The organism is Aquincola sp. J276, assembly GCF_024700035.1.
Taxonomy (GTDB): domain Bacteria; phylum Pseudomonadota; class Gammaproteobacteria; order Burkholderiales; family Burkholderiaceae_C; genus Aquincola; species Aquincola tertiaricarbonis.
The window spans coordinates 2,139,093-2,164,144 of sequence record NZ_JAJONC010000002.1; the positions used below are offsets into that span (position 1 = coordinate 2,139,093).

18 protein-coding genes and 2 pseudogenes are annotated in these 25,052 nt (G+C 71.0%); 11 read left to right on the forward strand and 9 right to left on the reverse strand.

Annotated features, from left to right (window positions below; genetic code table 11):
- Positions 1-81 precede the first annotated feature (81 nt).
- Positions 82-741 carry a phosphatidylcholine/phosphatidylserine synthase gene (locus LRS14_RS27795; protein WP_257801904.1) on the forward strand — a complete coding sequence of 220 codons (660 nt, stop codon included), beginning with the start codon at positions 82-84 and terminating at the stop codon, positions 739-741.
- Between the two features lie 45 nt (positions 742-786).
- On the opposite strand, the gene LRS14_RS27800 is transcribed toward LRS14_RS27795, so the two are convergent.
- Positions 787-2,355, reverse strand: coding sequence for a methyl-accepting chemotaxis protein (locus LRS14_RS27800; RefSeq protein ID WP_257801905.1), 1,569 nt, complete (start codon positions 2,353-2,355; stop codon positions 787-789).
- Between the two features lie 99 nt (positions 2,356-2,454).
- Between LRS14_RS27800 and LRS14_RS27805 the strand changes: the two genes are divergently transcribed.
- The 3 genes from LRS14_RS27805 to LRS14_RS27815 all read left to right on the forward strand — a co-directional run bounded on the left by LRS14_RS27805 (position 2,455) and on the right by LRS14_RS27815 (position 5,443).
- Entirely contained in the window at positions 2,455-4,017 is a 1,563-nt protein-coding gene (locus LRS14_RS27805; RefSeq protein ID WP_257801906.1) for a cryptochrome/photolyase family protein, read from the forward strand.
- 34 nt (positions 4,018-4,051) lie between these two features.
- Positions 4,052-4,633 (forward strand): TetR/AcrR family transcriptional regulator, encoded by a 582-nt coding sequence (locus tag LRS14_RS27810; protein ID WP_046114863.1) that lies wholly within the window; start codon positions 4,052-4,054, stop codon positions 4,631-4,633.
- A gap of 90 nt (positions 4,634-4,723) precedes the next feature.
- Positions 4,724-5,443: an SDR family oxidoreductase gene (locus tag LRS14_RS27815; RefSeq protein ID WP_257801907.1), complete on the forward strand. Its 720-nt coding sequence runs from the start codon at positions 4,724-4,726 to the stop codon at positions 5,441-5,443.
- Positions 5,444-5,462: 19 nt separating this feature from the next.
- Here the strand turns inward: LRS14_RS27815 and LRS14_RS27820 are convergent, their stop codons facing one another.
- Positions 5,463-5,972 (reverse strand): VOC family protein, encoded by a 510-nt coding sequence (locus LRS14_RS27820; RefSeq protein ID WP_257801908.1) that lies wholly within the window; start codon positions 5,970-5,972, stop codon positions 5,463-5,465.
- Positions 5,973-6,166: 194 nt separating this feature from the next.
- Here LRS14_RS27820 and LRS14_RS27825 point away from each other — a divergent pair, with 194 nt between their 5' ends.
- Positions 6,167-8,011: a carboxypeptidase regulatory-like domain-containing protein gene (locus LRS14_RS27825; RefSeq protein ID WP_257801909.1), complete on the forward strand. Its 1,845-nt coding sequence runs from the start codon at positions 6,167-6,169 to the stop codon at positions 8,009-8,011.
- Positions 8,012-8,054: 43 nt separating this feature from the next.
- On the opposite strand, the gene LRS14_RS27830 is transcribed toward LRS14_RS27825, so the two are convergent.
- The 6 genes and pseudogenes from LRS14_RS27830 to LRS14_RS30840 all read right to left on the reverse strand — a co-directional run bounded on the left by LRS14_RS27830 (position 8,055) and on the right by LRS14_RS30840 (position 16,033).
- The gene (locus tag LRS14_RS27830) at positions 8,055-10,628 is read right to left on the reverse strand and encodes a 2-oxoglutarate dehydrogenase E1 component (protein WP_257801910.1); all 2,574 of its coding nucleotides are present in this window, start codon (positions 10,626-10,628) and stop codon (positions 8,055-8,057) included.
- Positions 10,629-10,661: 33 nt separating this feature from the next.
- Positions 10,662-12,200: a methyl-accepting chemotaxis protein gene (locus LRS14_RS27835; RefSeq protein WP_046114916.1), complete on the reverse strand. Its 1,539-nt coding sequence runs from the start codon at positions 12,198-12,200 to the stop codon at positions 10,662-10,664.
- A gap of 198 nt (positions 12,201-12,398) precedes the next feature.
- Positions 12,399-14,318 (reverse strand): radical SAM protein, encoded by a 1,920-nt coding sequence (locus tag LRS14_RS27840; RefSeq protein ID WP_257801911.1) that lies wholly within the window; start codon positions 14,316-14,318, stop codon positions 12,399-12,401.
- A 63-nt stretch (positions 14,319-14,381) separates the two neighbouring features.
- A pseudogene (locus LRS14_RS27845) lies at positions 14,382-15,255 on the reverse strand (N-formylglutamate amidohydrolase).
- Positions 15,252-15,890 (reverse strand): annotated as a pseudogene (locus tag LRS14_RS27850) (tripartite tricarboxylate transporter substrate-binding protein); the annotation flags it as partial. The pseudogenes LRS14_RS27850 and LRS14_RS27845, both read right to left, overlap by 4 nt.
- A complete protein-coding gene (locus tag LRS14_RS30840; RefSeq protein ID WP_404977632.1) occupies positions 15,869-16,033 on the reverse strand; it encodes a hypothetical protein in 165 nt (54 codons plus the stop codon). The gene LRS14_RS30840 and the pseudogene LRS14_RS27850, both read right to left, overlap by 22 nt.
- Before the next feature lie 83 nt (positions 16,034-16,116).
- Here LRS14_RS30840 and LRS14_RS27855 point away from each other — a divergent pair, with 83 nt between their 5' ends.
- The 4 genes from LRS14_RS27855 to LRS14_RS27870 all read left to right on the forward strand — a co-directional run bounded on the left by LRS14_RS27855 (position 16,117) and on the right by LRS14_RS27870 (position 20,774).
- Complete coding sequence (locus LRS14_RS27855) at positions 16,117-17,055, forward strand: LysR substrate-binding domain-containing protein (protein ID WP_257801912.1); 939 nt, start codon at positions 16,117-16,119, stop codon at positions 17,053-17,055.
- 86 nt (positions 17,056-17,141) lie between these two features.
- Positions 17,142-17,684, forward strand: coding sequence for a TspO/MBR family protein (locus tag LRS14_RS27860; RefSeq protein ID WP_257801913.1), 543 nt, complete (start codon positions 17,142-17,144; stop codon positions 17,682-17,684).
- Positions 17,672-20,353 carry a DNA ligase D gene (gene ligD, locus LRS14_RS27865; protein WP_310740890.1) on the forward strand — a complete coding sequence of 894 codons (2,682 nt, stop codon included), beginning with the start codon at positions 17,672-17,674 and terminating at the stop codon, positions 20,351-20,353. The genes LRS14_RS27860 and ligD overlap by 13 nt, the downstream gene beginning before the upstream one ends.
- Before the next feature lie 202 nt (positions 20,354-20,555).
- Positions 20,556-20,774, forward strand: a complete 219-nt coding sequence (locus LRS14_RS27870; RefSeq protein ID WP_046114872.1) for a cold-shock protein — start codon at positions 20,556-20,558, stop codon at positions 20,772-20,774.
- Between the two features lie 50 nt (positions 20,775-20,824).
- Here the strand turns inward: LRS14_RS27870 and LRS14_RS27875 are convergent, their stop codons facing one another.
- Positions 20,825-21,763, reverse strand: a complete 939-nt coding sequence (locus LRS14_RS27875) for a LysR family transcriptional regulator (protein ID WP_257801914.1) — start codon at positions 21,761-21,763, stop codon at positions 20,825-20,827.
- Positions 21,764-21,863: 100 nt separating this feature from the next.
- Here LRS14_RS27875 and LRS14_RS27880 point away from each other — a divergent pair, with 100 nt between their 5' ends.
- Positions 21,864-23,945 (forward strand): 4-oxalomesaconate tautomerase, encoded by a 2,082-nt coding sequence (locus LRS14_RS27880; protein WP_257801915.1) that lies wholly within the window; start codon positions 21,864-21,866, stop codon positions 23,943-23,945.
- 2 nt (positions 23,946-23,947) lie between these two features.
- Positions 23,948-25,042 carry a porin gene (locus LRS14_RS27885; RefSeq protein WP_257801916.1) on the forward strand — a complete coding sequence of 365 codons (1,095 nt, stop codon included), beginning with the start codon at positions 23,948-23,950 and terminating at the stop codon, positions 25,040-25,042.
- Positions 25,043-25,052 lie beyond the last annotated feature (10 nt).

Below are 25,052 nucleotides of genomic sequence, written 5' to 3' on the forward strand. Positions count from 1 at the left end.
GCTCCGACAGCGACTCAGGGTGCCCAGGCCTCTTGGCCGCCCGCCCGCCTGCGCTCTACTCGGGGGTACACGGAGAACACCATGGCCCTGCCCCGAACCCAACAACCGCCGGTTACCGGCACCGCGCGGCCCCGGCACTTCTCGATGATCCGGGACTTCCACCTGGCCGACCTCTTCACGCTGGCCAATGCGGCCTGCGGCGTCGCCTCGGTGCTGCTGGCCATGCGCTACCTGCTCACGCGCGACGTGTCCGATTTCTGGTGGGCCGCGGCCATGGCGCCGGCCGCGCTGGTGTTCGACGTATTGGACGGCCGCATCGCGCGCTGGCGGCAGCAGTCCTCCATCCTGGGCCGCGAACTCGATTCGCTGGCCGACGTGATCTCGTTCGGCGTCGGCCCGGCCACGCTCGCCTTCGCGGCCGGCCTGCAGGGCGGCTGGGACGCGGTGGCGCTGATCTACTTCGTGTGCTGCGGCGTCAGCCGGCTGGCCCGCTACAACGTGACGGCCGAGACCCTGTCCGCCGGCGGCGACAAGGTGGCTTTTTTCGAAGGCACGCCGATTCCCACCAGCGTGTCGCTCACCGCCGTGCTGGCGGTGGCCATGTGGCAGGGCGCGGTGGGTGAGGCCCTGTGGGGCGGCGCCTGGCAGCTGGGCCCCTGGGTGCTGCATCCGCTGGCGCTGCTGTTCGTGCTGTCGGGCACCCTGATGGCCAGCAAGACGCTGCGCATCCCCAAGCTGTAGGCGCCGATGCGCGTGCGCCCGGCGCCGCGGCGCAGCCTGCCGGCTTCAGGCCAGCGCGTGGCCGGCCGTGCGCTGCACCCGGAAGGCGCCCACCACCTCGGTCAGGCGCTGTGTCTGCTCGCGCAGCGAGGAGGTGGCGGCAGCCGACTGCTCCACCAGCGCCGCGTTCTGCTGCGTCATCTGGTCGAGATTGGCCACCGCCTGGTTCACCTCGCCGATGCCCATGCGCTGCTCGTCCGAGGCCTGGGCGATGCTGGCGATCAGCTGGTTCACCCGCTGCACGCTGTCGACGATCTGCGTCATCGCCTCGCCGGTCTCGCCGACCAGGGCGGCGCCCGACTCCACCTGCACCACGCTGTTGCCGATCAGGCTCTTGATCTCCTTGGCCGCCTCGGCCGAGCGCTGCGCCAGGCTGCGCACCTCGGAGGCCACCACCGCGAAGCCGCGGCCCTGCTCGCCGGCCCGGGCCGCCTCCACCGCGGCGTTCAGCGCCAGGATGTTGGTCTGGAAGGCGATGCCGTCGATGGTGCCGATGATGTCGGCGATCTTCTTCGACGACTCGGTGATGTCCTGCATGCTGCGCACCACCTGCGACACCACCTGCCCGCCGCGCTCGGCCGCGCCGGCCGCGGTGCCGGCCAGGCGGTTGGCCTCGCGGGCGGTGTCGGCGGCGTGGCCCACGGTGGTGGTGATCTCCTCCATGCTGGAGGCGGTCTGCTGCAGGTTGGAGGCGGTCTGCTCGGTGCGGGCGCTCAGGTCGTGGTTGCCGGTGGCAATCTCGCCGGAGGCGGTGTTTACCGATTCCACGCCGTGGCGCACCTCGTCCACCAGCTTGCGCAGGCGCAGCGTCATCGCGCCCAGCGCAGCCAGCAGCTGGCCGGTCTCGTCGCGCCCGCCGGTGGGCACCTCTCGGCTCAGGTCGCCCTCGGCGATGGCCTGCGCCACCTGCACCGCCTGGCCCAGCGGCTGGCGGATGCCGCGCACCACGCGGGACATCCACAGCAGGCTGAGCACGCACACCGCCAGCATCACCGCGCCGCCCACCCACTGGGCTTGGCGCTCGGCAGCCTGCGCCTGGGCCAGGGCCGCGTCGCGCTGGCGGCCCTGCAGTTCCACGAAGGCGGTCAGCGCATCCAGGTAGCTGGTGATGGCGGTGGCGAATTCACCGTCGACGAAGGCCACGGTGGCCGTGCTGTCGCCGGCATCGCGCAGCGCCGCGCCTTTCTTCAGCAGCGCCAGCACCACGGTGCGGCGCTCGGCCACGGTGGCCAGCGCCTCCTTGTCGGCCGGCGTGACGGCCTGGGCGCTGATGCGCTTTTGCAGCACCGAGATCTCGGCGATGCCTTGCTTGAGCTTCTCCGCGAACGCCGCCTTGATGATGGGATCGGCATTCACGGTGGTGGCGATCACGCGCTGCGTGTTCGTTTCGGTCATGCCGCGCCAGCGCACCGCATCGGTGATCAGCTGCTCATGGTGGCCCATGCGCGCCATGGCATCGTGCTGGGCACGGGCGGTGTGCCACTGCACGCCGGCCGACGCCAGCAGCATGCATACCAGGATGAGCAGCGTGGCGCCCCACAGCTTGCGGGAGACAGGGATGTCGTCGAACTTCATGACGTACAGCGAACCGAATCGCAAAAATCAGGGCCTGCGCTGCTATCGGTTGCGCCACGCGGCAACTGAAACGCTGTTGCATCTGGGCGGAGTGCGGGCATGACCGCCGGCGCCCTGGTCATCGTGCTGGGCGACCAGCTCGACCTGCAGGCCGCGGCCTTCGACGGCTTCGACCCGGCGCACGACACCGTGTTCATGGCCGAGGTGCCGCAGGAGTCCACCCATGTGTGGTCCACCCAGCCGCGCATCGCCATGTTCCTCGCCGCGATGCGGCACTTCGCCCAGGCGCTGCGCGAGGCCGGCCGGCCGCTGCACTACCTGCGGCTGGACGACGACGGCAACCGCGGCACGCTGGCGGCCGAACTGCAGGCGGCCATCGCCCGGCTGCAGCCCGAGCGGCTGGTGATGACCGCGCCCGGCGACTGGCGGGTGTACCAGGCGCTGCGCGAGGTGGCCGCCGCCGCCGGCCTGCCGCTGGACGTGCGGGACGACCGGCACTTCTATGCCACCGTGCGTGAATTCGCCGCCCATGCCCGCGGCCGCCGCAGCCTGCGGCTGGAGTACTGGTACCGCGAGCTGCGCCAGCGCCACCAGGTGCTGATGGCGCCCGATGGCGTGCAGCCGGCCGGCGGCGCCTGGAACTTCGACGCCGCCAACCGCGAGGCCTTCGGCAGCGCGGGCCCGCCGCTGGATGCCACGCGGCTGGCGTTCGAGCCCGATGCGCTCACGCGCCAGGTGCTGGCGCTGGTGCGGCAGCGCTTTGCCGAGCATGCCGGCCAGCTCGACAGTTTTGCCTGGCCGGTGAACCGTGCGCAGGCGCTGCAGGCGCTGGCGCACTTCATCGCGCACCGGCTGCCGCATTTCGGCCGCTGGCAGGATGCCATGTGGCCCGGCGAGCCGTGGCTCTTCCATTCGCAGATCTCGGCCGCGCTCAACCTCAAGCTGCTCAACCCGCGGGAAGTGGTGGCCGCCGCCGAAGCCGCATGGCATGCCGGCGATGCGCCGCTGCCGGCCGTGGAAGGCTTCGTCCGCCAGGTGCTGGGCTGGCGCGAGTACGTGCGCGGCATCTACTGGACGCGCATGCCCGGCTACCTGCAGCACAACGCGCTGGGTGCCACCCACGACCTGCCGGCCTGGTACTGGACCGGCGACACCGACATGGCCTGCCTGCGCGACGCCATCACGCAGACGCTGCAGCACGGCTATGCCCACCACATCCAGCGGCTGATGGTCACCGGCCTGTATGCGCTGCTGCACGGCGTGCAGCCGCAGCAGGTGCATGCCTGGTACCTCGCGGTGTATGTGGACGCGGTGGAATGGGTGGAGCTGCCCAACACCCTGGGCATGAGCCAGTTCGCCGACGGCGGCCTGATGGGCAGCAAGCCCTACGTGGCCACCGGCCGCTACATCGAGCGCATGAGCAGCGGCAGCCTGTGCGCGCGCTGCCGCTTCCGCCCCGGCGAGCGGGTGGGCGAGCAGGCCTGCCCCTTCACCACGCTGTACTGGGACTTTCTCGGCCGCCACGAGGCGCTGCTGGCCGGCAACCGGCGCATGGCCATGCAGCTGAAGAACCTGCGGCGGCTGGACGATGCCCAGCGCCAGGCCATCGCCGAACGGGCCCACGAGGTGCGGCAGCCGGGCTTTGCATCGCCGCACCGGTGACAAGGGCTTGCGGTCAACATATGATTGTCGTCATATGAACGAGAAGACAGCCCGCCGCGAAGCCACGCATGAACGCATCGTGGATACCGCCGCCCGTGCCATCCGCCGTGCGGGGTACCACGGCATCGGCGTGGCCGACATCATGAAGGAGGCCGGCCTGACCCATGGCGGCTTCTATGCCCACTTCGCTTCCCGCAATGCCATGCTGGCCGAGGCCGTCGAGCGGGCGGGCCAGCAGAGCGCCGAGCGCCTGGCCACCCACACCGCCCGCCGCCGCGCCCGTGGCGCCAGCCCGCTGCGCGCGCTGATCGAGGTGTATCTGGCCGATGCCCACCTGGGCGCCTGCGAGGAGGGCTGCCCGGTGGCCGCGCTGGTGGGCGAGATGCCGCGCCAGCCCGACGAAGTGCGCCAGGCCTCGGCTGCGCGGGTGCAGAAGTTGATCGCCAACGTGGCCGCCGCGCTGCCCGAAGGCGCGCCGGCCGAGCGGGCGCCGGCCATCGCCGCGGCCCTGGTGGGCGCGCTGCAGCTGGCCCGCGCGCTGGGTGACAACGCCCAGGGCCGCGCGGTGCTGGCCGCCACCCGCAAGGCGCTGATCGAGGACAACGACCAGCCCTGATGCCTTTCCTGCCGGGCCGTGCGGCGCGTCACCGCACGGCCTTTTGTTGGACCCGGAATATGACGCTCATCATACGACTGCGAGCCTGACATGAACTTCGAACGACCGATCAAGGATGCCGTGGTGCTGATCACCGGTGCCAACCGCGGCCTGGGCCGCGCCCTGGCGCAGGAAGCGCTGCGGCGCGGCGCGCGCAAGGTGTATGCGGCCGCACGCGACGTCCGGAGCGTGACGCTGGAAGGCGTGGTGCCGGTACAGCTGGACGTCACCCATGCGGCCGACGTGCAGCTGGCCGCTGAGCGCTGCCGCGACGTCACCCTGCTGGTCAACAACGCCGGCATCGCGCGGGTGGGCGGCTTCCTGGCGGCGGAGGCGGAGCTGCATGCCCGCGACCTGCTGGAGACCAACTACTTCGGCCCGCTGCGCATGGCCCAGGCCTTTGCGCCGGTGCTGGCCGCCAACGGCGGCGGCGCGCTGTTGAACGTGCTGTCCGTCGCCAGCTGGATGCCTTCCACGCTGCTGGCGGCCTATGCGGCCAGCAAGAGCGCCGCCTGGTCGCTGACCAACACCCTGCGCCAGGAACTGGCCGGCCAGGGCACGCTGGTCACCGGCCTGCACGTGGGCTTCATCGACACCGACCTGACCCACGGCTTCGACGTGCCCAAGGTCACGCCGCAGGCGGTGGCGCAACTGGCCCTGGCCGGCGTGGAAGCCGGCGCGGCCGAGGTGCTGGCCGACGACATCACCCGCCAGCTGAAGGCGGGGCTCTCGGCCCCGCAGGCGCCCTACCTGCTGGCCGCCGCCCGCTGAGGGCGCGCCGTCCGCCGGCCTAGCCAGCGCCGCCGCTGCAACCCTGCGGCGGCTGCTGCGCGAACATGGCCTGCATCCGCTGCTGCATCTGCTCCGGCGTCGGATCCTCGATGTGCGTGGCCACCATCCACTGGTGGCCGAAGGGATCGGTGATCTGGCCGGCGCGGTCGCCCCAGAACTGGTCGGCCACCGGCATGCCGATGCGGGCGCCGGCCGCCACCGCACGCGCCACCACCGCATCCACGTCGGGCACGTACACCACGGCGGTGCTGGCGGTGCCGCCCAGCGTCAACGGGCTCAGCGCCTGGTACTGCGGCTGCTCCTCGGTGAGCATGAAGCGCGCGCCGCCGATGCTCAGCTCGGCATGCATCACGCTGCCGGCGGGCGTGTCCAGCCGGAAGGTGAGCTGCGCGCCCAGCGCCTGCTGGTAATACGCGATGGCGTCCTGCGCGCCGCGCACCACCAGGTACGGGATGGCGCCGTTGCACGGCGGGGTGGGGTTGACCGAAGCGGATGGGAATGTCGTCATGGCATGCACTCCTGCGGCGGACCGGCGAAGCACCGTTCCTGCGCTGACGACGAAGCAGCCACCCCGGCTTCGACACCGCGAGCTGCGACAGCATGTAACTCGCTCGAAAGGGGGGATGCCATGCGGGCGCCGCTCCAGAGAATCGCCCGCAGCCGGCCACCGAGCCGGCCCATGACAAAAGCTCAGGAGTGGGAATGACACTGTTTCGATGGCTGCGCCTGTGGGCGCTGTGCATGTTCGCGGGCCTGGCGCTCGCGGGTTGCTTCGGCGACGACGACGATGACGGCGGCGACGGGACCGGCACCGGCCTGGTGGCCGCACCCACCATCACCACCGCCCCGGCCGCGCTGGCGGTGGCCGAAGGCGCCACCGGTACCTTCAGCGTGGTGGCCGAAGGCCCCGGCCCCTTGACCTACCAGTGGCTGCGCAACGGCACCGCCATTGCCGATGCCACCGGCGCCAGCTACACCACTGCGCCGGCCACCGCGGCCGACAACGGCGCGCTGTTCAGCGTCACGGTCAGCAATCCCGGCGGCAGCACCACCAGCGCCACCGCCGCGCTCACCGTCAATGCGGGCGCGCGCGGCACGCTCAGCGGCCGCGTGCAATCCGCCGCTGATGGCCAGGGCCTGGCCGGTGCGGTGGTGGAGGTGGGTGGCCTGAGCACCACCACCGGCGCCGACGGCAGCTTCACGCTGCAGGCCCCGGCGGGCCTGCGTGCCGTGGCCCGTGTGCAGGCCCCCGGCCATGCGCCTTCGGTGCGCATCGCCAGCATCGTGGCCGGTCAATCCACCACGATGACCGCCCAGCTGCTGCCGGTGGGCAGCACCACCAGCGTGACGCTGGCCAATGGCGGCGACGTGACCGTGCCGGGCTCCACGGCCCGGGTCAGCCTGGCGCCCGGCAGCCTGGTGCGCAGCGATGGCGGCACCGCCGCGGCCAGCGTGAACGTCTTGCTCACGCCCATCGATCCCTCGGTGAACCCGCAGCTGATGCCCGGCGACTTCACCGCCGGCAGCGCGGCTGCACCGCAGCTGATCGAGAGCTTCGGCGCCCTGCAGATCGACATCCGCGACGCCTCCGGCGCGGCCTACAACCTGGCCGCCGGCCGCACCGCCACGCTGCGCATTCCGCTGGGCACCCGCTCGCCCACGCCGCCGGCCACGGTGCCGCTGTTCTTCATGAACGAAGCCACCGGCCGCTGGGTGCAGGAAGGCAGCGCCACGCTGCAGGGCACCATGCCCAACCAGTACTACGAAGGCAGCGTCACCCACTTCAGCACCTGGAATGCCGACCAGGTGGCCGAGACGGTGCGCCTGAGCGGCTGCGTGCGCGATGCCGCTGGCCAGCCGGTGGCCAATGCCCAGGTGCTGTCCGACGGCATCGACTACTCCGGCAGCTCCCGCGCCGTCAGCGGTGCCGACGGCCTGTTCGTCATCGAGGTCAAGCGCGGCGGCCTGCTGACGCTGTCCGCCCTGGCGGGCGACCGGCTGACCAACACGCTGCGGGTGCAGGGCACCACCACCGCCGCCGATGCCACCGTGGCCGAATGCCTGGTGACCTCCTTCACCACCGCCGGCGTCAGCGCCAAGCTGACCTGGGGCACGCTGCCGGAGGACGTGGATTCCTACATGCTGGCGCCGGACGGCACGCTGGTCTGGTATGGCAATCCGGGCAGCCTGGCCAGCGCTCCCTACGTGGCACTGGACGTGGACGACACCACCAGCTTCGGCCCCGAGGTCATCACCGTCACGCGACTGATGCAGGGCACCTACCGCTACCTGGTGAACAACTACGACGAGACCTTCAACCCGGGCCTCACCGGCTCCCCGGTGCGGGTGGAGCTGAACCGCGGCGGTGCGCTCACGCTGTTCAGCCCGCCGGCGGGCGAAGGCAGCAACCTGTGGTGGCATGTGTTCGACCTGGTGGTGGACGCAAACTGTGCCGTCACCGTGGTGCCGGTCAACACCTGGAGCGCCACCGCGCCCGCCGCGCCTGCGGCGCCGGCCACCCCGCCGGCCCTCTGCCAGCCGCGCTGAGGCGGCTGGCAAGCGGGCCCCGCCAGGCGGGGCCCGTGCCGCCTCAGGCGGCCGCCAGGCCCAGGGCCTGCGCGACCAGCACCGCCTCCTGCTGCTGGTGCAGCAGCTTGGAGGAGGTGGCTCCCGCCGCCGTCACCGGCCGGGCCACGCGATGCAGCGGGGTGCCGGCCGGACAGGCTGCGGCCATGGCGGCCTGCAGGTCGTCGCGCACGAAGGACCAGGCGCCCTGGTTCAGCGTCTCTTCCTGCGCCCACACCACGGCTTCCACGCCCGGGTGGCGGGCCAGCGCCTGCGCCAGCGCCTCGGCCGGGAAGGGGTAGAGCTGTTCCAGCCGCAGCAGCGCCACGTCGTCCAGCCCGGCTGCCGCACGCGCATGCTGCAGGGCGTAGTGCAGCTTGCCGCTGCTGATCACCACCCGGCGCGCCGTCGCCTTGGCCGCCATGCCGTCGTCGGCCAGCACCGGCGCGAAGCCGCCCTCCAGCAGCGCCGCCAGCGGCGTGTGCGAGGCCGGCTCCTCATGCAGGGTGGTCTTGGGCGTCATCACCACCAGCGGCCGCGGCTCGGCCGCCAGTGCCTGCTGGCGCAGCAGTTTGAACATCTGGCCCGCGGTGGAAGGCATGGCCACCTGCAGGTTGCCCGCGCCGCACAGCTGCAGGAAGCGGCTGAGCCAGGCATTGGAATGCTCCGGCCCCACGCCTTCATAGCCGTGCGGCAGCAGCAGCACCAGCGGGCTGCGCTGGCCCCACTTCTCCTCGCCCGCGGCGATGTACTGGTCCAGGTAGACCTGCGCGCCGTTGACGAAGTCGCCGAACTGGCCCTCCCACACCGTGAGCGATCGCCAGGCCTGCACGCTGTAGCCGTACTCGAAGCCGACCACCGCTTCTTCCGACAGCACCGAGTTGACGATGTCGAAGCGCGCCGCCGTGCCCAGCTGCTGCAGCGGCACGAAGGTGTCGGGCTGGCCGGGCTGCGGCGCCTGGTCATGCCACACCGCATGGCGGTGCATGAAGGTGCCGCGCTGCACGTCCAGGCCCGAGACCCGCACGTCCACGCCGGCCTGCAGCACGCTGGCATAGGCCAGGGTCTCGGCCAGGCACCAGTCGGCATGCGGATGGCGGCCATCGGCCGCGGCCTGCCAGCGCTGCACCAGCTTCTCGATCACCGGATGCGGCACGAAGCCTTCCGGCCAGCGGGTGAGGGCGGCCACCGCCGCCTGCACGCTGCCCGGGCCCCAGGGCCGGGCCTCGTGCGCTGCCGGCAGCGCGGCCTGCACCGGCTGCAGTGCGCCCGTGGCCGCGGGCTGGCCGAAGGCCTCGCGCACCGCGCGCCGGGTGGCGGCGATGCGGGCCGCCATCTGCGCATCGCCGGCCGGGCCGTCGCTGGCCAGCGCGGCGCCGTACAGGTCGACCACCGAAGGCTTGTGCTCGGTGAGCGCATAGCCCAGCGGATTCGTCACCTTGGGTGCATCGTGCTCGGAGTGGCCCAGCCGGCGGTAGCCGATCAGGTCGATCACGATGTCGGTGCCGAAGCGCATGCGCCAGTCCACCGCGATGGCGGCGGCGCGCAGCACGTCCTCCGGTGCATCGGCATTCACGCGCAGCACCGGCGCGTCCACCATGCGGGTGACGTCGGTGCAGTAGCGCGCGGCCTGCGCGTCCATCAGGTTGAGCTCGGTGAAGCCCACCTGGTTGTTGATGACCACGTGCACCGTGCCGCCCACTGAGTAGCCGGCCTTCTGCGTCAGCGCCAGCGTCTCCATCACCACGCCCTGGCCGGCGAAGGCCGCATCGCCATGCATGACGATGGCCAGCGCGGGCGTGCCGGCCCGCTGGCAGGCGTGGGCCATGCCCATCACCACCGGGTACACGCTCTGCAGGTGCGAGGGGTTGGGCGCCAGCCGCAGCATCACCTCGCCGGCCCGCGTGGCCAGGCGTCGGCGGCCGCCGCGGTGGTAGATCAGGTCGGTCTGCGCCTCGGGGTGGCGGGGCTGGCGCTGGAAATGGTCCAGCACCTCCGCCACCGGCATGCGCAGCAGGTTCACCAGCAGGTTCACGCGGCCGCGGTGCGGCATGCCCATGAACACGTCGGCGATGCCGTGGCCCGCGGCCGCGGCCAGCAGCGCATCGGCCAGCGGCAGCAGGGCTTCGCAGCCTTCCAGCGAGAAGCGCTTGCCCTCGGGATGGTGCTCGGCCACATGGTGTTCCCAGGCCTGCGCCTCGATCAGGCGGTCCAGCAACGGCAGGCCGGCGCCGGCCGGTGCGTTGCGCGGGGCTTCCATGCGCTGCACCAGCCAGTCGCGGCGGGTCTCGTCGCGCACGGCGGAGGCATCCAGCGTCAGCGCGCCGCACCAGGCGGCCTTCAGCCGCTCGTCCAGCGCCTGCACCTGCTGCAGGCCGTGCCAGGCGCGGCCGTCGGGGGTCAGCGCGTCGGAGGGCGCCAGGCCGAAGCACGCGGGCGCCAGGCGCTGGATGTCCAGCGGCACCGCGCTGCCCAGCGGATCCAGCGCGGCGAATCGGTGGCCGTGGCCACGGTGCGCCTCAATGAAGCGGGCCACCTCGGGCCGCACACCGGCCGCCGCGTCGGCGCCCAAAGGCGGGTGCAAGGGGGTGGAGAACATCGGTATGTCCTGCATGCTGTGGGGCACCCGGGATCAGAGCGCGAAGGAGCTGACCACGCCGGTCAGCTGGCCCGCCTGTTCCTTCATCGCGCGGGCCGAGGCCGAGCTCTGCTCCACCATCGCGGCGTTCTGCTGCGTGGTGTCGTCCATCTGCTGCACGGTGGCGCTCACCTGCTCGATGCCGATGCTCTGCTCGCGGCTGGCGGTGCTGATCTCGGCCACGATGTCGCTCACGCGGCGGATGCTGGCCACCACCTGGTTCATCGTGGCGCCGGCCTGCTCCACCATCTTGCTGCCTTCGTCCACCTGGCTGACCGAGGCGTCGATCAGGCCCTTGATCTCCTTGGCCGCCAGCGCGCTGCGCTGGGCCAGGCTGCGCACCTCGCCAGCCACCACGGCGAAGCCGCGGCCCTGCTCGCCGGCCCGGGCGGCTTCCACGGCGGCATTCAGCGCCAGGATGTTGGTCTGGAAGGCAATGCCGTCGATCACGTCGATGATCTCGACGATGCGCTTGGACGAGTTGGCGATGGAGGCCATCGAGCCCACCACGCGTTCCACCACCTCGCCACCCTGGATAGCGATCTGCGAGGCCGACACGGCCGACTTGCTGGCCTCGTCGGCACTGGCGGCGCTGACCTTCACGGCCGAGGTGAGCTGCTCCATCGCCGAGGCGGTTTCCTGCAGCGCGCTGGCCTGCTGCTCGGTGCGGGCGGAGAGGTCCAGGTTGCCTTGCGACACCTCGCTGGCGGCGCTGGCGATGGTGTCGGCGCCGCCGCGCACCTGCGACACGATGCGGTGCAGGCTCTGCACCATCTCCTGCAGCGCGCTCATCAGGCGGCCCACTTCATCGGTGCCGGTGTGCTCGGCGCGGTAGGTCAGGTTGCCGGCGGCCACGGCCTCGGCCAGCTGGATGGCGCCGCGGATCGGGCGGGTGACCGAGCGGGTGATGTAGGTGGCCGTCACCGCGCCCAGCAGCACCGCGATGACCGAGGCCACGATCATCTGCACCTTGGCGCTTTGCGAGCTGGCCTCGGCGCTCACCACGTCGGCCAGCATGCTCTGCGACTGGTGGTCGACCATCTTGTCGATCAGCGCGTAGTACTTCTGCTGCGGCGCCGGCATGTCGTTCTGGTAGACGGCCATCGCGGCTTCGCGGTTGCCTTCCTTCATCAGCGCGAACACCTTGGCCACCACGGCGCCGTATTCCTTGCGGGCGGCCGCCTGCTCCTGGAAGATGGCCCGCGTCTCGTCGGAGTTGAGCATCTGCTCGAACTTCTTCAGGTTCTCGGTGTTGGCCGCGCGGATGGCCGCGTACTCGGCCATGTGCTTGTTCAGCTGCTCTTCGTTGCCGGACAGCAGGATGCGGCCGATGGTGATGACGCCCTTGTCGCCATAGGCCTTGATGGTGTTGCTCAGCGCGATCTGCGCATAACGTTCACTGACCACGCTGTCCATCATGCCGCGCACGCGGTTCAGGCCGGAGGCGCTGATGGCGACGATGACGATGAGAAGCGCGATCACCACGGAGAAGGCCAAGGCCAGCCGGGTGCCAATCTTCAGGTTTGCAAACATGGGAGGTACTACGGGTCCTGCGGGGTTGGGCGCCGGCCGTCGCAGCCGGCGCGGGAAACGACCAAGGGCTGGCCGTGCAGTTAAGCCCGGGTTTTCGGCGCCGAGCCATTCACATTGAGCCCGCAGGTGAAAGTTGGCCGAATGAATCACTACTGGCGAGCCCGGACAGGCACGCAGTAACAAATTCGGGGCCCTGGGTCAGGCCGGCTGCTGCTGCAGCGCCCGCGCGATGCGGTGGCGCGAGACGGTGGGCTTGGGCACGCGCACATCGAACCAGCTGCGCACGTCGGCGTCCAGGCCGATGCCGTGCATGTAGTTGTAGATGGCCTTCTTCAGCGCCTGGCCCATCGCGTCGTGGTCGGTGCCGGTGGGGTCGATGAAGGCCACGTCGTTCTTGGCGAAGCTGCCGGGCGGCAGCGGCTGCAGCGTCACGCCGTAGTCCTGCGGGTCACGCCCCACGGGGCTGTGCACCGTGCAGGCAAAGCGGTGGAAGAAGCCGCTCTGGATGCAGCCCTGCTCGAACAGCTGGCGCACGTATTCCAGCGCGTCCACCGTGTCCTGCACCGTCTGGGTCGGAAAGCCGTACATCAGGTACGCATGCACCAGGATGCCGGCGTCGCTGAAGGCCCGCGTCACCCGCGCCACCTGCTCGACCGACACGCCCTTCTTCATCAGCTTGAGCAGCCGGTCGGAAGCCACTTCCAGCCCGCCGGAGATCGCCACGCAGCCGCTGGCGGCCAGGGCCTCGCACAGCTCGGGCGTGAAGGTCTTCTCGAAGCGCACGTTGCCCCACCACGAGATGTCCAGGTTGCGGCGCTGCAACTCCTCGGCCAGGCCCCACAGCGCCTTGGGCGGCGCGGCCTCGTCGACGAAGTGGAAGCCGGTCTGCCCCGTCTCCTGCACGATGGCCTCGATGCGGTCGACCAGCGTCTTGGCGCTGGCCTGCTCGTAGCGGCTGATGTAGTCCAGGCTCACGTCGCAGAAGCTGCACTTCTTCCAGTAGCAGCCGTGGGCCACCGTCAGCTTGTTCCAGCGGCCGTCGCTCCACAGCCGGTTCATCGGGTTGAGCATGTCCAGCAGCGACAGGTACTTGTCCAGCGGCAGGCCGTCCCAGGTGGGCGTGCCCACCTCGTCGAAGGGCACGTCGGGCTCGGGCATGTGCATGTAACGCACTGCGCCGGTCTCGGCATCGCGAAGGAAGCAGCGCACCAGCCGCTGGCGCGAGCGCTTGCCCTGCAGGTGGTCGATCAGCGCCAGCAGCGGCCGCTCGCCGGCGTCCAGCGTCACATAGTCGACGAAGTCGAAGAGGCGCGGTTCGGCCAGCTCGCGCAGCTCGGTGTTGACGAAGCCGCCGCCCAGCGCAATGGCGATCTGCGGATGCGCCGCCTTCACCGCCTGGGCGATGCGCAGCGCCGCGTACATCGCGCCGGGGAAGGGCACCGACAACAGCAGCAGCCGTGGCTGGTGACGCTCCAAGGCCTTCAGCGCCAGCGCGCACAGCCGCTCGTCCACCAGGTTGGGCGGCGCGGCCAGGGCGGCGGCCAGCGGGTCGAAGCTGGGCTGGCTGGCGGCCAGCTGCTCGGCATAACGCACGAACTCGAAGCGCGGGTCCACCGCGTCGCGCAGCACGTCGGCCAGGTCGTTCAGGTACAGCGTGGCCAGGTGGCGGGCACGGTCCTGCAGGCCCAGCGCGCCGAAGGCCCAGGCCAGCGGGTCGCCGCCTTCGTCGTCCACATACACGTCCAGCGTGCGGAAGCGCGCGCCCTCGGGCAACCAGCGCCGGGTGTTGATGCGGTGCGCCAGCGTCGCGTCATGCCCCTGCAGGAAGCAGATGGTGGGACCGATGGTGGCCAGGTAGCGCTCGGCCTCGGCCAGGAAATGCGCCACCTGCGGGCTGCGCTGCGCGGCCGGCAGCGCCTCCGCGCGGCTGCGCACGGCGGCCAGGCCGGTGGGCGACAGGAGGTCCAGCACCAGGGCCAGCGCCAGGTCTTCCTGTACCGCATCGAACCCGCGCGAGCGCAGGAAGCCGGTGAGGTAGGCGGTGGACGGATAGGGCGTGTTGAGCTGCGTCATCGGCGGGATGACGGACAGCACGCGGAAGGGCTGGGCGGTGGACATGGGCGGGGCGCAGGCGGGGCGCGCATTGTCGGCCACGCCCCGGGCCGCCGCCGGGATGTGGGCTTAGGCCCGGCGCAGCGTGCCGACGTTCGACGAGATGTACCGGGCGATGGCAGACAGCACCTGCGCCAGGTCGGCCTGCACCGTCGCGAAGTTGGCATTGCGCTCGCGCGTGGCCTCGTCCATGTACACCGGCCGGCGCAGCTCGACCTGCAGGCTGTGGCGGCCCAGCGCCGGCTGGCCGATTTTGGCGATCAGGCCCACGCCCTTGTAGGGGTCGTTGCGGGCCACGGTGTAACCGCGGGCGCGCAGCTCGGCTTCCACCAGCGCCACGAACTCGGGCGCGCAGGTGCTGCCGTCGCGGTCGCCCAGCACGAAGTCGGCCAGCGGATGCGGGCTTTGGATGCCCAGGCGCTCGTAGGCGTCGTTGGGCATGGAGTGCAGGTTCAGGTGCCACACCCGGCCGAAGCGCTGCATGGCCTCGTCCACCGCGCCGGCCAGTGCCGCGTGGTAGGGCACATAGCAGCGGCTGATGCGCTGCTGCACCTCTTGTACAGACAACTTGCGCGCATAGATCGGCGTGGCCGCATTGACGTTGCGCCACACCAGGCCGTAGCCCAGCCGGGTCTTCTCGCCGGGGTTCAGCGGCGTGGGCCAGGGGTTGGTCGAGCAGCGCGGGGTCGAGGTCGTCCAGCGTGCGGTTGACGTCGATGTAGGTGCGCGGAAAGTGCGCGGCCAGCAGCGTGCCGCCCACCGCCGGCACGTCGGACCACAGTGCGTCGACATGGGTGTCCTCGCCCCGGCGCAGCAGCCATTGCGGCACCGCATGGCCGAAGTCCTCCGGGTAGTCGACGCCGCTGTGCGGTGAGTCGCACACCAGCGGCAGCGGCGCAGCCTGCGGCGCCAGCAGCGTGAAGGGCGCGCGGTCCATCGTCATTCGGCGCTGATGCGCGCCACCTTGGCCACGCGCTGGTAGCGGTCGATGGCGGCCTGGATCTGCCGCGCGAAGTCGGCCGACGTGCCGGGGATCAGCGTCGCGCCCGACTCGTCCATCTTGCGGATGAACTCCGGGTGCTGCATGGCCTTGTGGATGGCCGTGTTCAGCCGCGCGATCACCGGCGCCGGCGTGCCGGCGGGCGCCACCACGCCGAACCAGCCACCGCCGCCCATGGGTGCAAAGCCCAGCTCGCCGTAGGTGGGCACGTCGGGCAGCATCGGCGAGCGCTTCTCCGACAGCACCGCCAGCGCGCGCAGCCGACCTGACTTGATGTGCGTCAGCGCCGAGGGCAGGTTGTCGGTGATGGCATCCACCTGGCCCGCCACCGCGTCGGTCATCGCTAGGCCGGCGCCCTTGTAGGGCACGTGCAGCAGGTCGATGCCGGCCAGCGACATGAAGTGCTCGATGTTGGCGTGCCCGAGCGAGCCGGTGCCCGGCGAGGCGAAGGCGTACTTGCCGGGCTCGGCCTTGGCCAGCGCGATGAACTCCTGCATCGTCCTGGCCGGCACCTTGGGGTTGACCGCGAACACGCTGGGCACGGTGGCCACGTTGGTCACCGGCGCGAAGTCCTTGACCGCGCAAAGGGCACGATCAGCTTGATGGGCCGGCTGGGATAGGCCTCCTGCGCGGTGGCAGGAGCCAGGCCGGCCGTGGCCAACGCGGCCAGCGCCAGGCAGGCGGCGCGGCGGCCGGGGGAGGGAAGGCGGTGGATGCTCATGGCGGCGCAGTCTGGTGCAGGGCGGCCGCGGGCACAAACGACAATCCGGCACTCGCGCATTACCTTTGTTCATACCGCCTGCCATGCGGCTGCATTCCCCTTCGATGTCCGAGCTGCACGCCTTCGTGGCCACCGCCCGCAGCGGCAGCTTCACCCGCGCGGCGCAGGCGCTGTGCGTCACACAGGGTGCGATCAGCCGCGCGGTGGCGCGGCTGGAAGCGCACTTCGGCCAGGCGCTGCTGCTGCGCCAGCCGGCCGGACTGGTGCTCACCGAGGCGGGCCGCAGGCTGCTGCATCAGGTGCAGGCGCCGCTGGCGGCCATCGAGCAGGCCAGCGCCGGGCTGCGGCAACCGGCCGGCGCCCCCACGCTGGCGCTGGCCGTGGTGCCCACGCTGGCCAGCGTGTGGCTGGTGCCCCGGCTGGCGGGCTTCCAGCGGCTGCATCCGGAGGTCACGCTGCGCTTCGTGCCCTACCGCAAGGACGAGGATTTCAGCGGCAACGCCGCGCCCGATGCGGCCTTGCTCACCGGCCTGGGCCCGGCCCAGTGGCCGGCCTGGCATTGCGACGAGGTGATCGGCCGCCAGGTGGTGCCGGTGTGCCACCCGCGGCGGGCCGCGGCGCGGGCCTGGGCCACGCCAGACGCACTGGCCGCCGAACCGCTGCTGGGCCACACCACCTCCCCGGCCAACTGGGCGCTGTGGTTCCAGGCCGTGGGCACGGCCGATGTGCAGCCGGTGCTGGCCTCGGCCTTCGACCAGGTCAGCATCCTGGTGCAGGCCGCACTGGCCGACATGGGCGTGGCCCTGGTGCAGCGCTGCCTGGTGCGGGCCGAGGTGGAGTCGGGCCGACTGGCGGTGCCCTTCGACCTGCCGGTGATCCTGCCGCGCGGCTACTACCTGTGCTGCCCACCCGCCCATGCCCACCGGCCGGCACTGGTGGCGTTCCGCCAATGGTTGCTGGCCGAGGCGGAGGAGGATGCGGGCAGGCCGTTCATGCAGCCCGGCGCCGCTTGCGCGGCCTGAGCCCCCGTCCTACAACCTGTTGCGAATGGCGCCGACGGGTCCTGCGGGGCGCCGCGGCCATGATCGGCGCAAACGCTGCCGTACCCATGACCACCACCGCCACCCGCCCGCCGCTGCCGCCTCTTCGACGCGGCCAGGACCTTGCCGAGCCCACTGCGCCGTGGAACCGGCCCACCCGCGCCGCGCGCTGGTGGAGCATGGGTCTGCCCCTGCTGCTGGTGCTGGTGGGCAACGGCCTGCTCTTCGCCACCGGCGTGCGGGGCGGCAGTGACGGCTTCGAGAGCCTCCGCCTGGCACCGCCCGGCTGGTTCGTCGGGCTGATGTGGGTGCTGATCTTTCCCATGTGGGGGATGGCCCGCTGGCGCGTGTGGCAGGCCGGCGCGGTGGGCCGGCGCGCGGCGCGCTGGGTGGTGGCCCTGATGGCCTGGTCGCTGGCCTATCCGGCATTGACGCTGGGCTTCGATGCGGGCCTGTCAGCCGCGGCCAACCTGGCTTCGCTGGCCCTGGTGCTGCTGACCACGCGCCGCGTGCAGCGGGCCAGCGCCGCCGCCGCCGTGTGGCTGTACCCCTCCATTGTCTGGATCGGCTTCGCCACGCTGCTGGGCCTGGTGGCCTGGTGGCCGCACTGACCTTCCTGGAAGAACATCCCCTGCCCATGGCCGATCCGCTGCAGCGTTACCGCGACAAGCGCAACTTCAGCGCCACGCCCGAACCGCAGGGCGGCCAGCCCAGCGGCAGCGGCCTGCACTTCGTGATCCAGAAGCATGCGGCCCGCTCGCTGCACTACGACTTCCGCCTGGAGCTGGACGGCACCCTGAAGAGCTGGGCCGTGCCCAAGGGCCCCAGCCTCGACCCGCACGAGCGCCGCATGGCCGTGGAGGTGGAAGACCACCCGCTGGACTATGCGCGCTTCGAAGGCACCATCCCGGAAGGCCACTATGGCGCCGGCCAGGTGATCGTGTGGGACAACGGCACCTGGCAGCCCGAAGGTGATGCCCGGTCAGGGCTGGCCGCCGGCAAGCTCAAGTTCACCCTCCACGGCCACAAGCTGGCCGGCCGCTGGACGCTGGTGCGCATGCGCGGCCGCGGCAACGAGCGACAGACGCCGTGGCTGCTCATCAAGGAACACGACGACGCGGTGCGCCCGGCCAGCGAATACAGCGTCACCGAGGCCGAGCCCGGCAGCGTGCTGAGCGACGCCGCCATCGGCGAGCCCGGTGCCGCCCGCAAGACGGCGCGCAAGAAGCCGGCTGCCCAGCCCGCCACCCGCAAGACCGCCGCCAAGAGTGCCGCCAAGACCGCCGCCGCCAAGGCCGCTGCGGCGAAGCCTGCCGCGCGCCGGGCTCGCGTGCCGCTGCCCGAAGCCCTGCAGCCCCAGCTGGCCACGCTGGTGGATGGCGTGCCGCCCGATGGCGAGTGGCTTTACGAGATGAAGTTCGACGGCTACCGGCTGCTGGCGCGCGTCGACGGTGGCGAGGTGAAGCTGTTCACCCGCAACGGCCACGACTGGACGGCCAAGCTGCGGGGCGTGGCCAAGGAAGTGGCGCAGCTCGGCATCGACGCGGCCTGGCTGGACGGCGAGATCGTGGTGCTGGACGAGCAGGGCGTGCCCAGCTTCCAGCGCCTGCAGAACGTGTTCGAGCAGCGCCGCACGCAGGACATCCTGTACTACCTCTTCGACGCGCCCTTCCTGGACGGCCAGGACCTGCGCGAGCAGCCGCTGCGCGAGCGCCGCCGCCTGCTGCGAGAGCACATCGAAGCCGCCGACACGCTGCCGCACATCCGCTTCAGCGAAGACTTCGCGGTGGAGCCGTCGCACCTGCTGCACACCGCCTGCCAGATGCGCATGGAAGGCGTGATCGGCAAGCGGGCCGATGCACCCTATGCCACCGGCCGCAGCAAGAGCTGGATCAAGCTCAAGTGCAAGCAGCGGCAGGAATTCGTGATCGGCGGCTGGACCGATCCGCAGGGCAGCCGCACCGGCCTGGGCGCGCTGCTGCTGGGCGTGCATGACGCGGCCGGCGCGCTGCACTATGCAGGCAACGTGGGCACCGGCTTCAACCAGCAGTCGCTGGCCGACCTGTCTAGACAACTCGAGCCGTTGGCCGCCGACGCGGCGCCGTTCACCGAGCTGCCGCGTGGCATCAAGGGCCATTGGGTGAAGCCCGAGCTGGTGGCCGAGGTGTCGTTCGCCGAATGGACGAAGGACGGCCGCGTGCGCCAGGCGGTGTTCCACGGCCTGCGCAGCGACAAGCCGCCGCAGGCCATCGGCGTGGAGCAGGCGGTGGAGCCCCCTCGACAGTCAGGCTCACCGGCGGGCAGGCCGGCGAAGAAGCCGGCCGGCGCGCAGGCCAAGGCGCCGCCCGCCGCCCCTGCGGCCACCACCCGCTCGCGCCCGGTGAAGCTGCCTGCCGGCCTGCGGCTGACGCATGCCGACCGCGTGGTGGACGCCAGCACCGGCATCACCAAGCAGGAGCTGGCCGAGTACGCGGCCCGCGCCGCCAGCCGGCTGCTGCCGCACCTGCGCGCACGGCCGGTGTCGCTGGTGCGGGCACCGGCCGGCATCGGCGGCGAGCTGTTCTTCCAGAAGCACGACAGCGGCAAGATCAAGGGCCTGCTCCAGCTCGATCCTTCGTTCGACCCCGAGCATGCGCCGCTGATGGAGATCGCCAGCACCGAGGCGCTGCTGAACGCGGTGCAGTTCAACGTCATCGAGTTCCACACCTGGAATGCAACCACCGCGGCCATCGACCAGCCCGATCGCATGACCTTCGACCTCGACCCCGGCGAAGGCGTGGCCTGGCCGCAGATCGCCGAAGGCGCGCAGCTGGTGCATGCGCTGCTGGACGAGCTGGGCCTGCAATCGCTGCTGAAGACCAGCGGCGGCAAGGGCCTGCATGTGGTGGTGCCCTTCAAGCCGTCGCTCGGCTGGGACGCGGTGAAGTCGCTGTCGCAGCGCATCGTGCTGCACCTGGCGCAGACGCTGCCCGACCGCTTCGTGGCCAAGAGCGGCCCGAAGAACCGCGTGGGCCGGATCTTCGTGGACTATCTGCGCAACGGCCGCGGTGCCACCACAGTGGCCGCCTGGTCGCCGCGGGCGCGGCCGGGCATGGGCGTGTCGGTGCCGGTGGGCTGGGACGAATTGGCCTCGCTCACCAGCGGCGCGCACTACCACCTGCGCAACGTGGACGAGCGGCTGTTGCAGCCCGAAGCCTGGGCCGGCGCCTCGGCCGCCAAGAAGCAGGGCCTGGCCAATGCGATGCGCATACTGGATTTCGTACCGCCCGCAATGAAATAGTTTGCAATCGGGGGCGCTACCCCCTGAACGGGGTTACACTGGCTAGGTAGGCATACACAAGACCGTCTCTATGAGGTCATTCGATCTTCCTGTCCCATTCGGTGGCAGGCTCGGTATGGATTTCTCCCCCTGGTGATTTCTTGCGTGTCTCTGCCACGCGTCAGCATGTGCTGCGCGTGCTTCTTTTTACCCAAGGAACATCATGTCCACCAAGCAAACGCAAACCGGCATCGTCAAGTGGTTCGACGACGGCAAGGGCTTCGGCTTCATCACGCCGGAACAAGGCGGCAAGGACCTCTTCGCGCACTTCAAGGAAATCCGCGCTGAAGGCTTCAAGAGCCTGAGCGAAGGCCAACGCGTTGAATTCGAAGTGACCCAAGGCCAGAAGGGCCCCCAGGCTTCGAACATCCGCCCGCTGTAATCAGCTCACGCTGATTCGGTAGCAAAGAACCGCGGCTTGCCGCGGTTTTTTTACGCCTGTACTTTCCGCGGTCGCCGGCTGCGGCGGGCCGACTGGGTCACTTCCAGCTCCGCGAAGAAGTCGAACAGCTGCTGCGCCGCCGGCGACAGGCTGCGGCCGCGCCGGCGGATCAGCCCCACATGCCGCGTGACCACCGGCTCCTCCAGCGGGATGCTCACCAGCAACGGATGGTCCTTGCCCGGCATCGCCATCGAAGGCACCGCCGCCACGCCGAGGCCCGCTTCCACCAGGCCCAGCAGCGTGGTGACGTGCTGCGCCTCGTACACCGCCTGCGGGCGGCCGTGCACGCCGGCCAGTGCCTGGTCCAGCAGCAGCCGGTTGCCGGAGCTCTTGCTCACGGCGATGAAATCGAAGGCGGCCAGTTCCTGCCAGGTCACGCGCCGCTTGCGCGCCAGCGCATGGTCGCGCCGGCAGGCCGCCACGAAGCGCTCTTCCAGCAGCGGCGAGAACTCGATGTCGGGCTCCTGCGCGCCGATGAAGTTCAGCCCGAAGTCGGCCTCGCCGCGCGACACCGCATCCAGCACCGCATTGGCGCTGGCATCCAGCACCTTCACGCGGATCTTGGGGTAGGCCTCGCGGTAGCGCTGGATCACCCGCGACAGGTAGTAGTACACCGTCGACGGCACGCAGGCGATGGTCACCTCGCCCATGCGCGTGGCCGCCACGCCGCGGATGCCCAGCAGCGTGCTGTCCAGCTCGTCCAGGATCTGCTGCACCTTGCGCGCGAAGTCGCGGCCCACGGCCGTCAGGCTCACGCGCCGGGTGGTGCGGTCGAGCAGGCGCACGCCCAGCGCCTCCTCCAGCTTCTCGATGCGGCGGCTGAAGGCCGGCTGCGAGATGTGCACCGCTTCCGCCGCGCGGCGGAAGTTGTTCAGCTCCGCCACCGCGCGGAAGGCGAGCAGGTCGTTCAGGTCGAAGTGGATGGCCATGGCAGGCGCCGCGTCAAGTTCCGGATTGATCGACAGTGTGGATCAATCGATACCCACTGTGCAATTCACGCGCATCGATGGGCCGCCCATGATTCGACCCATGGCACAGCTCACCCTTCCTTGCGTATTGATGCGGGCCGGCACCTCCCGCGGGCCGTTCTTCCTGCGGGAATGGCTGCCCGCCGACGACCTGGCGCGTGACCAGGCGCTGATCGGCGCCATCGGCGCCTCCGACCTGCTGCAGGTGGACGGCGTGGGCGGCGGCAGCACGCTCACCAGCAAGGTGGCCATCGTGTCGCGCTCCCAGCAGCCCGATTGCGACGTGGACTACCTCTTCGCCCAGGTGGGCGTGGGCCAGCAGTCGGTCGACACCCGGCCCAACTGCGGAAACATGCTGTCGGGCGTCGGCCCCTTCGCCATCGAACAGGGCCTGGTGGCCGCACAGGAAGGCGAGACCCGCGTGCGGGTGCACAACGTCAACACCGGCGCCCGCATCGACGTGACGGTGCAGACCCCCGGCCGCCGGGTGCAGTACGAAGGCAGCGTGCGCATCGACGGCGTGGCCGGCACGGCGGCGCCCATCCAGCTCGATTTCCTCGATGCCTGGGGCGCGGTCACGGGCAGCGTGTTCCCCACCGGCCGGCGCACCGACCTGATCGGCGGCATCGCCGTCACCTGCATCGACGCGGCGATGCCGCTGATGGTGGTGCAGGCCGCCAGCCTGGGCCTCACGGGGCGCGAGACGCCGGCGGTGCTCGATGCCGACGCGCCGCTGCTGGCCACGCTGGAATCGCTGCGCCGCCAGGCCGGCGAGCTGATGGGACTGGGCGACGTGTCCGACAGCGTGATCCCCAAGCCGGTGATCGTCAGCGAAGGCGACGGGCCCGACAGCATCACCTCGCGCTACTTCACGCCGCGGCGCTGCCATGCATCGCATGCGGTCACCGGCGCCATCGGCGTGGCTGGGGCCTTTGCGCTGCCCGGCACGGTGGCCAGCAGCGCGCGGCAGCGCAGCGGCCCGCGCAACGTGCTGGTGCTGCATCCGCAAGGCCGCATCGACGTGGCCGTGGCCATCGAAGGCGAGGGCGCCGAGGCCCGCATCCAGCGCGCGGCGCTGGTGCGCACTGCCCGAAAGATTCTGCAAGGGGAGATCCACATCCCCGATTACGTGTTCTCGAAACCCCTGGACGGAGACAAGCCCGTGAAGAAGTTGATCGCCCCCCTGGTGTCCGCCGCCCTGGCGGCCGCCGCGCCCGCCCTGGTGCAGGCCGGCCTCGCCGATGCCGCATATCCCACCAAGACCATCACCATCGTGGTGCCCACCGCCGCCGGCGGCGCCAACGACGCCATGGCCCGCACCATCGGCCAGAAGCTGGGCGGCATGCTGGGCCAGACGGTCATCATCGACAACCGTGCCGGCGCCAACGGCTCCATCGCCAGCGAATACGTGGCCCGCGCCGCACCCGACGGCCACACGCTGATGCTGGGCTACATCGCCACCCACGGCATGAACCCCGCGCTGCAGAAGCTGCGCTACGACCCGGTGGCCGACTTCGAGCCCATCGGGCTGGTGGGCTATTCGCCCACGCTGATGGTGGCCAGCAAGAACGTGCCGGTGAAGGACGTGCGCGACCTGGTGGCGCAGCTCAAGGCCAAGCCCGACAAGTACACCTATGCCTCGGCCGGCAACGGCACGGCGCCGCATTTCGCGGCCGAGCTGTTCAAGCTCAATGCCGGCGTGGTGATGCTGGGCGTGCCCTACAAGGGCTCGGCGCCCGCAGTCAACGACACCATCGCCGACCAGACGCAGTTCATGTTCCCCAGCCTGTTCACCGCCTACCCGCATGTGAAGAACGGCAAGCTGCGCGCGCTGGCCGTGGCCGGCCCCAAGCGCGTGCCCGCGCTGCCCGACGTGCCCACGCTGAAGGAGGCTGGCGTGGACGGCGTGGACGTCACCCAGTGGTATGCGCTCTTCGCACCCGCCAAGACGCCCAAGGCCGTGGTGGACAAGCTGAACAAGGCCGTCAACCAGGTGCTGGCCGATGCCGAGGTGGTCAAGCGCTTCGAGGACAACGGCGCCGACGTGCAGACCAGCAGCCCGGCCGAGCTGGGTGCGCTGGTGAAGGCCGAGCTGGCCAAGTGGAAGCGCGTGGTGGCCGATGCCCGGCTGACGGTGGAGTGAGCATGCGCGCCCTTCACTTCCACCATCGCCACGCGGCCGGTGCCGCCCTGGCCGCCACCGCCATCGCGGCACCGGCGCTGGCCCAGTCCAGCGTCACGCTGTCCGGCATCGTCGACCTGGCCGCACGCACGGTGCACAACGAAGGCCTGGGCAGCATGCAGTCGCTGGTCAGCGGCTCCAACGCCACCAGCCGCCTGGTGATCCGCGGCACCGAGGACCTGGGCGGCGGCCTGTCGGCCGGCTTCCACCTGGAGCACGGCATCGCCGCCGACGCCGGCACCGCGGTGCAGGCCACGCAGTTCTGGGACCGCCGCAGCACGCTCAGCCTGGCCGCCAAGGCCTGGGGCGAGCTGCGCGCCGGCCGCGACTTCGTGCCCAGCTACACCGGCTGGAGCCGCTTCGATCCCTTCAGCTACGTGGGCGTGGCCGGCTCCAACAACCTGGTGGCGGCCAGCCAACGCGGGCCCATCCGCTCGGCCTTCGGCACCACGGCCAACACCACGGTGCGCTCCAGCAACGCCGTGCAATGGCTGCTGCCCACGGGCCTGGCCGGCCTGGAAGGCGGCGTGATGCTTGCGGCCGGCGAGGGCGGCGCGGCCGGCAGCGGGCAGTACAAGCTGGCCGGTGCCCGCATCGGCTGGGCCGGCGGCGCCTGGGTGCTGTCGGCCGCGCACACGGCCACCGAGCCGGCCCTGCCCGACGACGAGCGCTTCCATGACACGGCCCTGGGCGCGAGCTATGCGCTGGGCTTCGGCCGGCTCAGCCTGGCCGTGCGGCGCTTCGAGCTGCCCGATGCACGGCAGCTGAACCTGCTGGTCGGCCTGGTGGTGCCGGTGGGTGCGCACGAGCTGAAGTTCTCGTTCAACCGGGCCGATTTCTCCGGCCGCGTGGGCACCGCCGGCATCGGCGGCAACGAAGCGCGGCAGTGGGGCCTGGGCTACGTGCACAACCTGTCCCGTCGCAGCGCGCTGTATGCCACCGCCTCGGTGATCGACAACCGCGGCGGCGCCAGCTTCAGCGTGCCTGGCGGCCCGGCCGGGCTGGCCGGCGGCCAGCGTTCCACCGGTGCCGAAGCCGGCATCCGCCACACCTTCTAGGAAAGGGCTC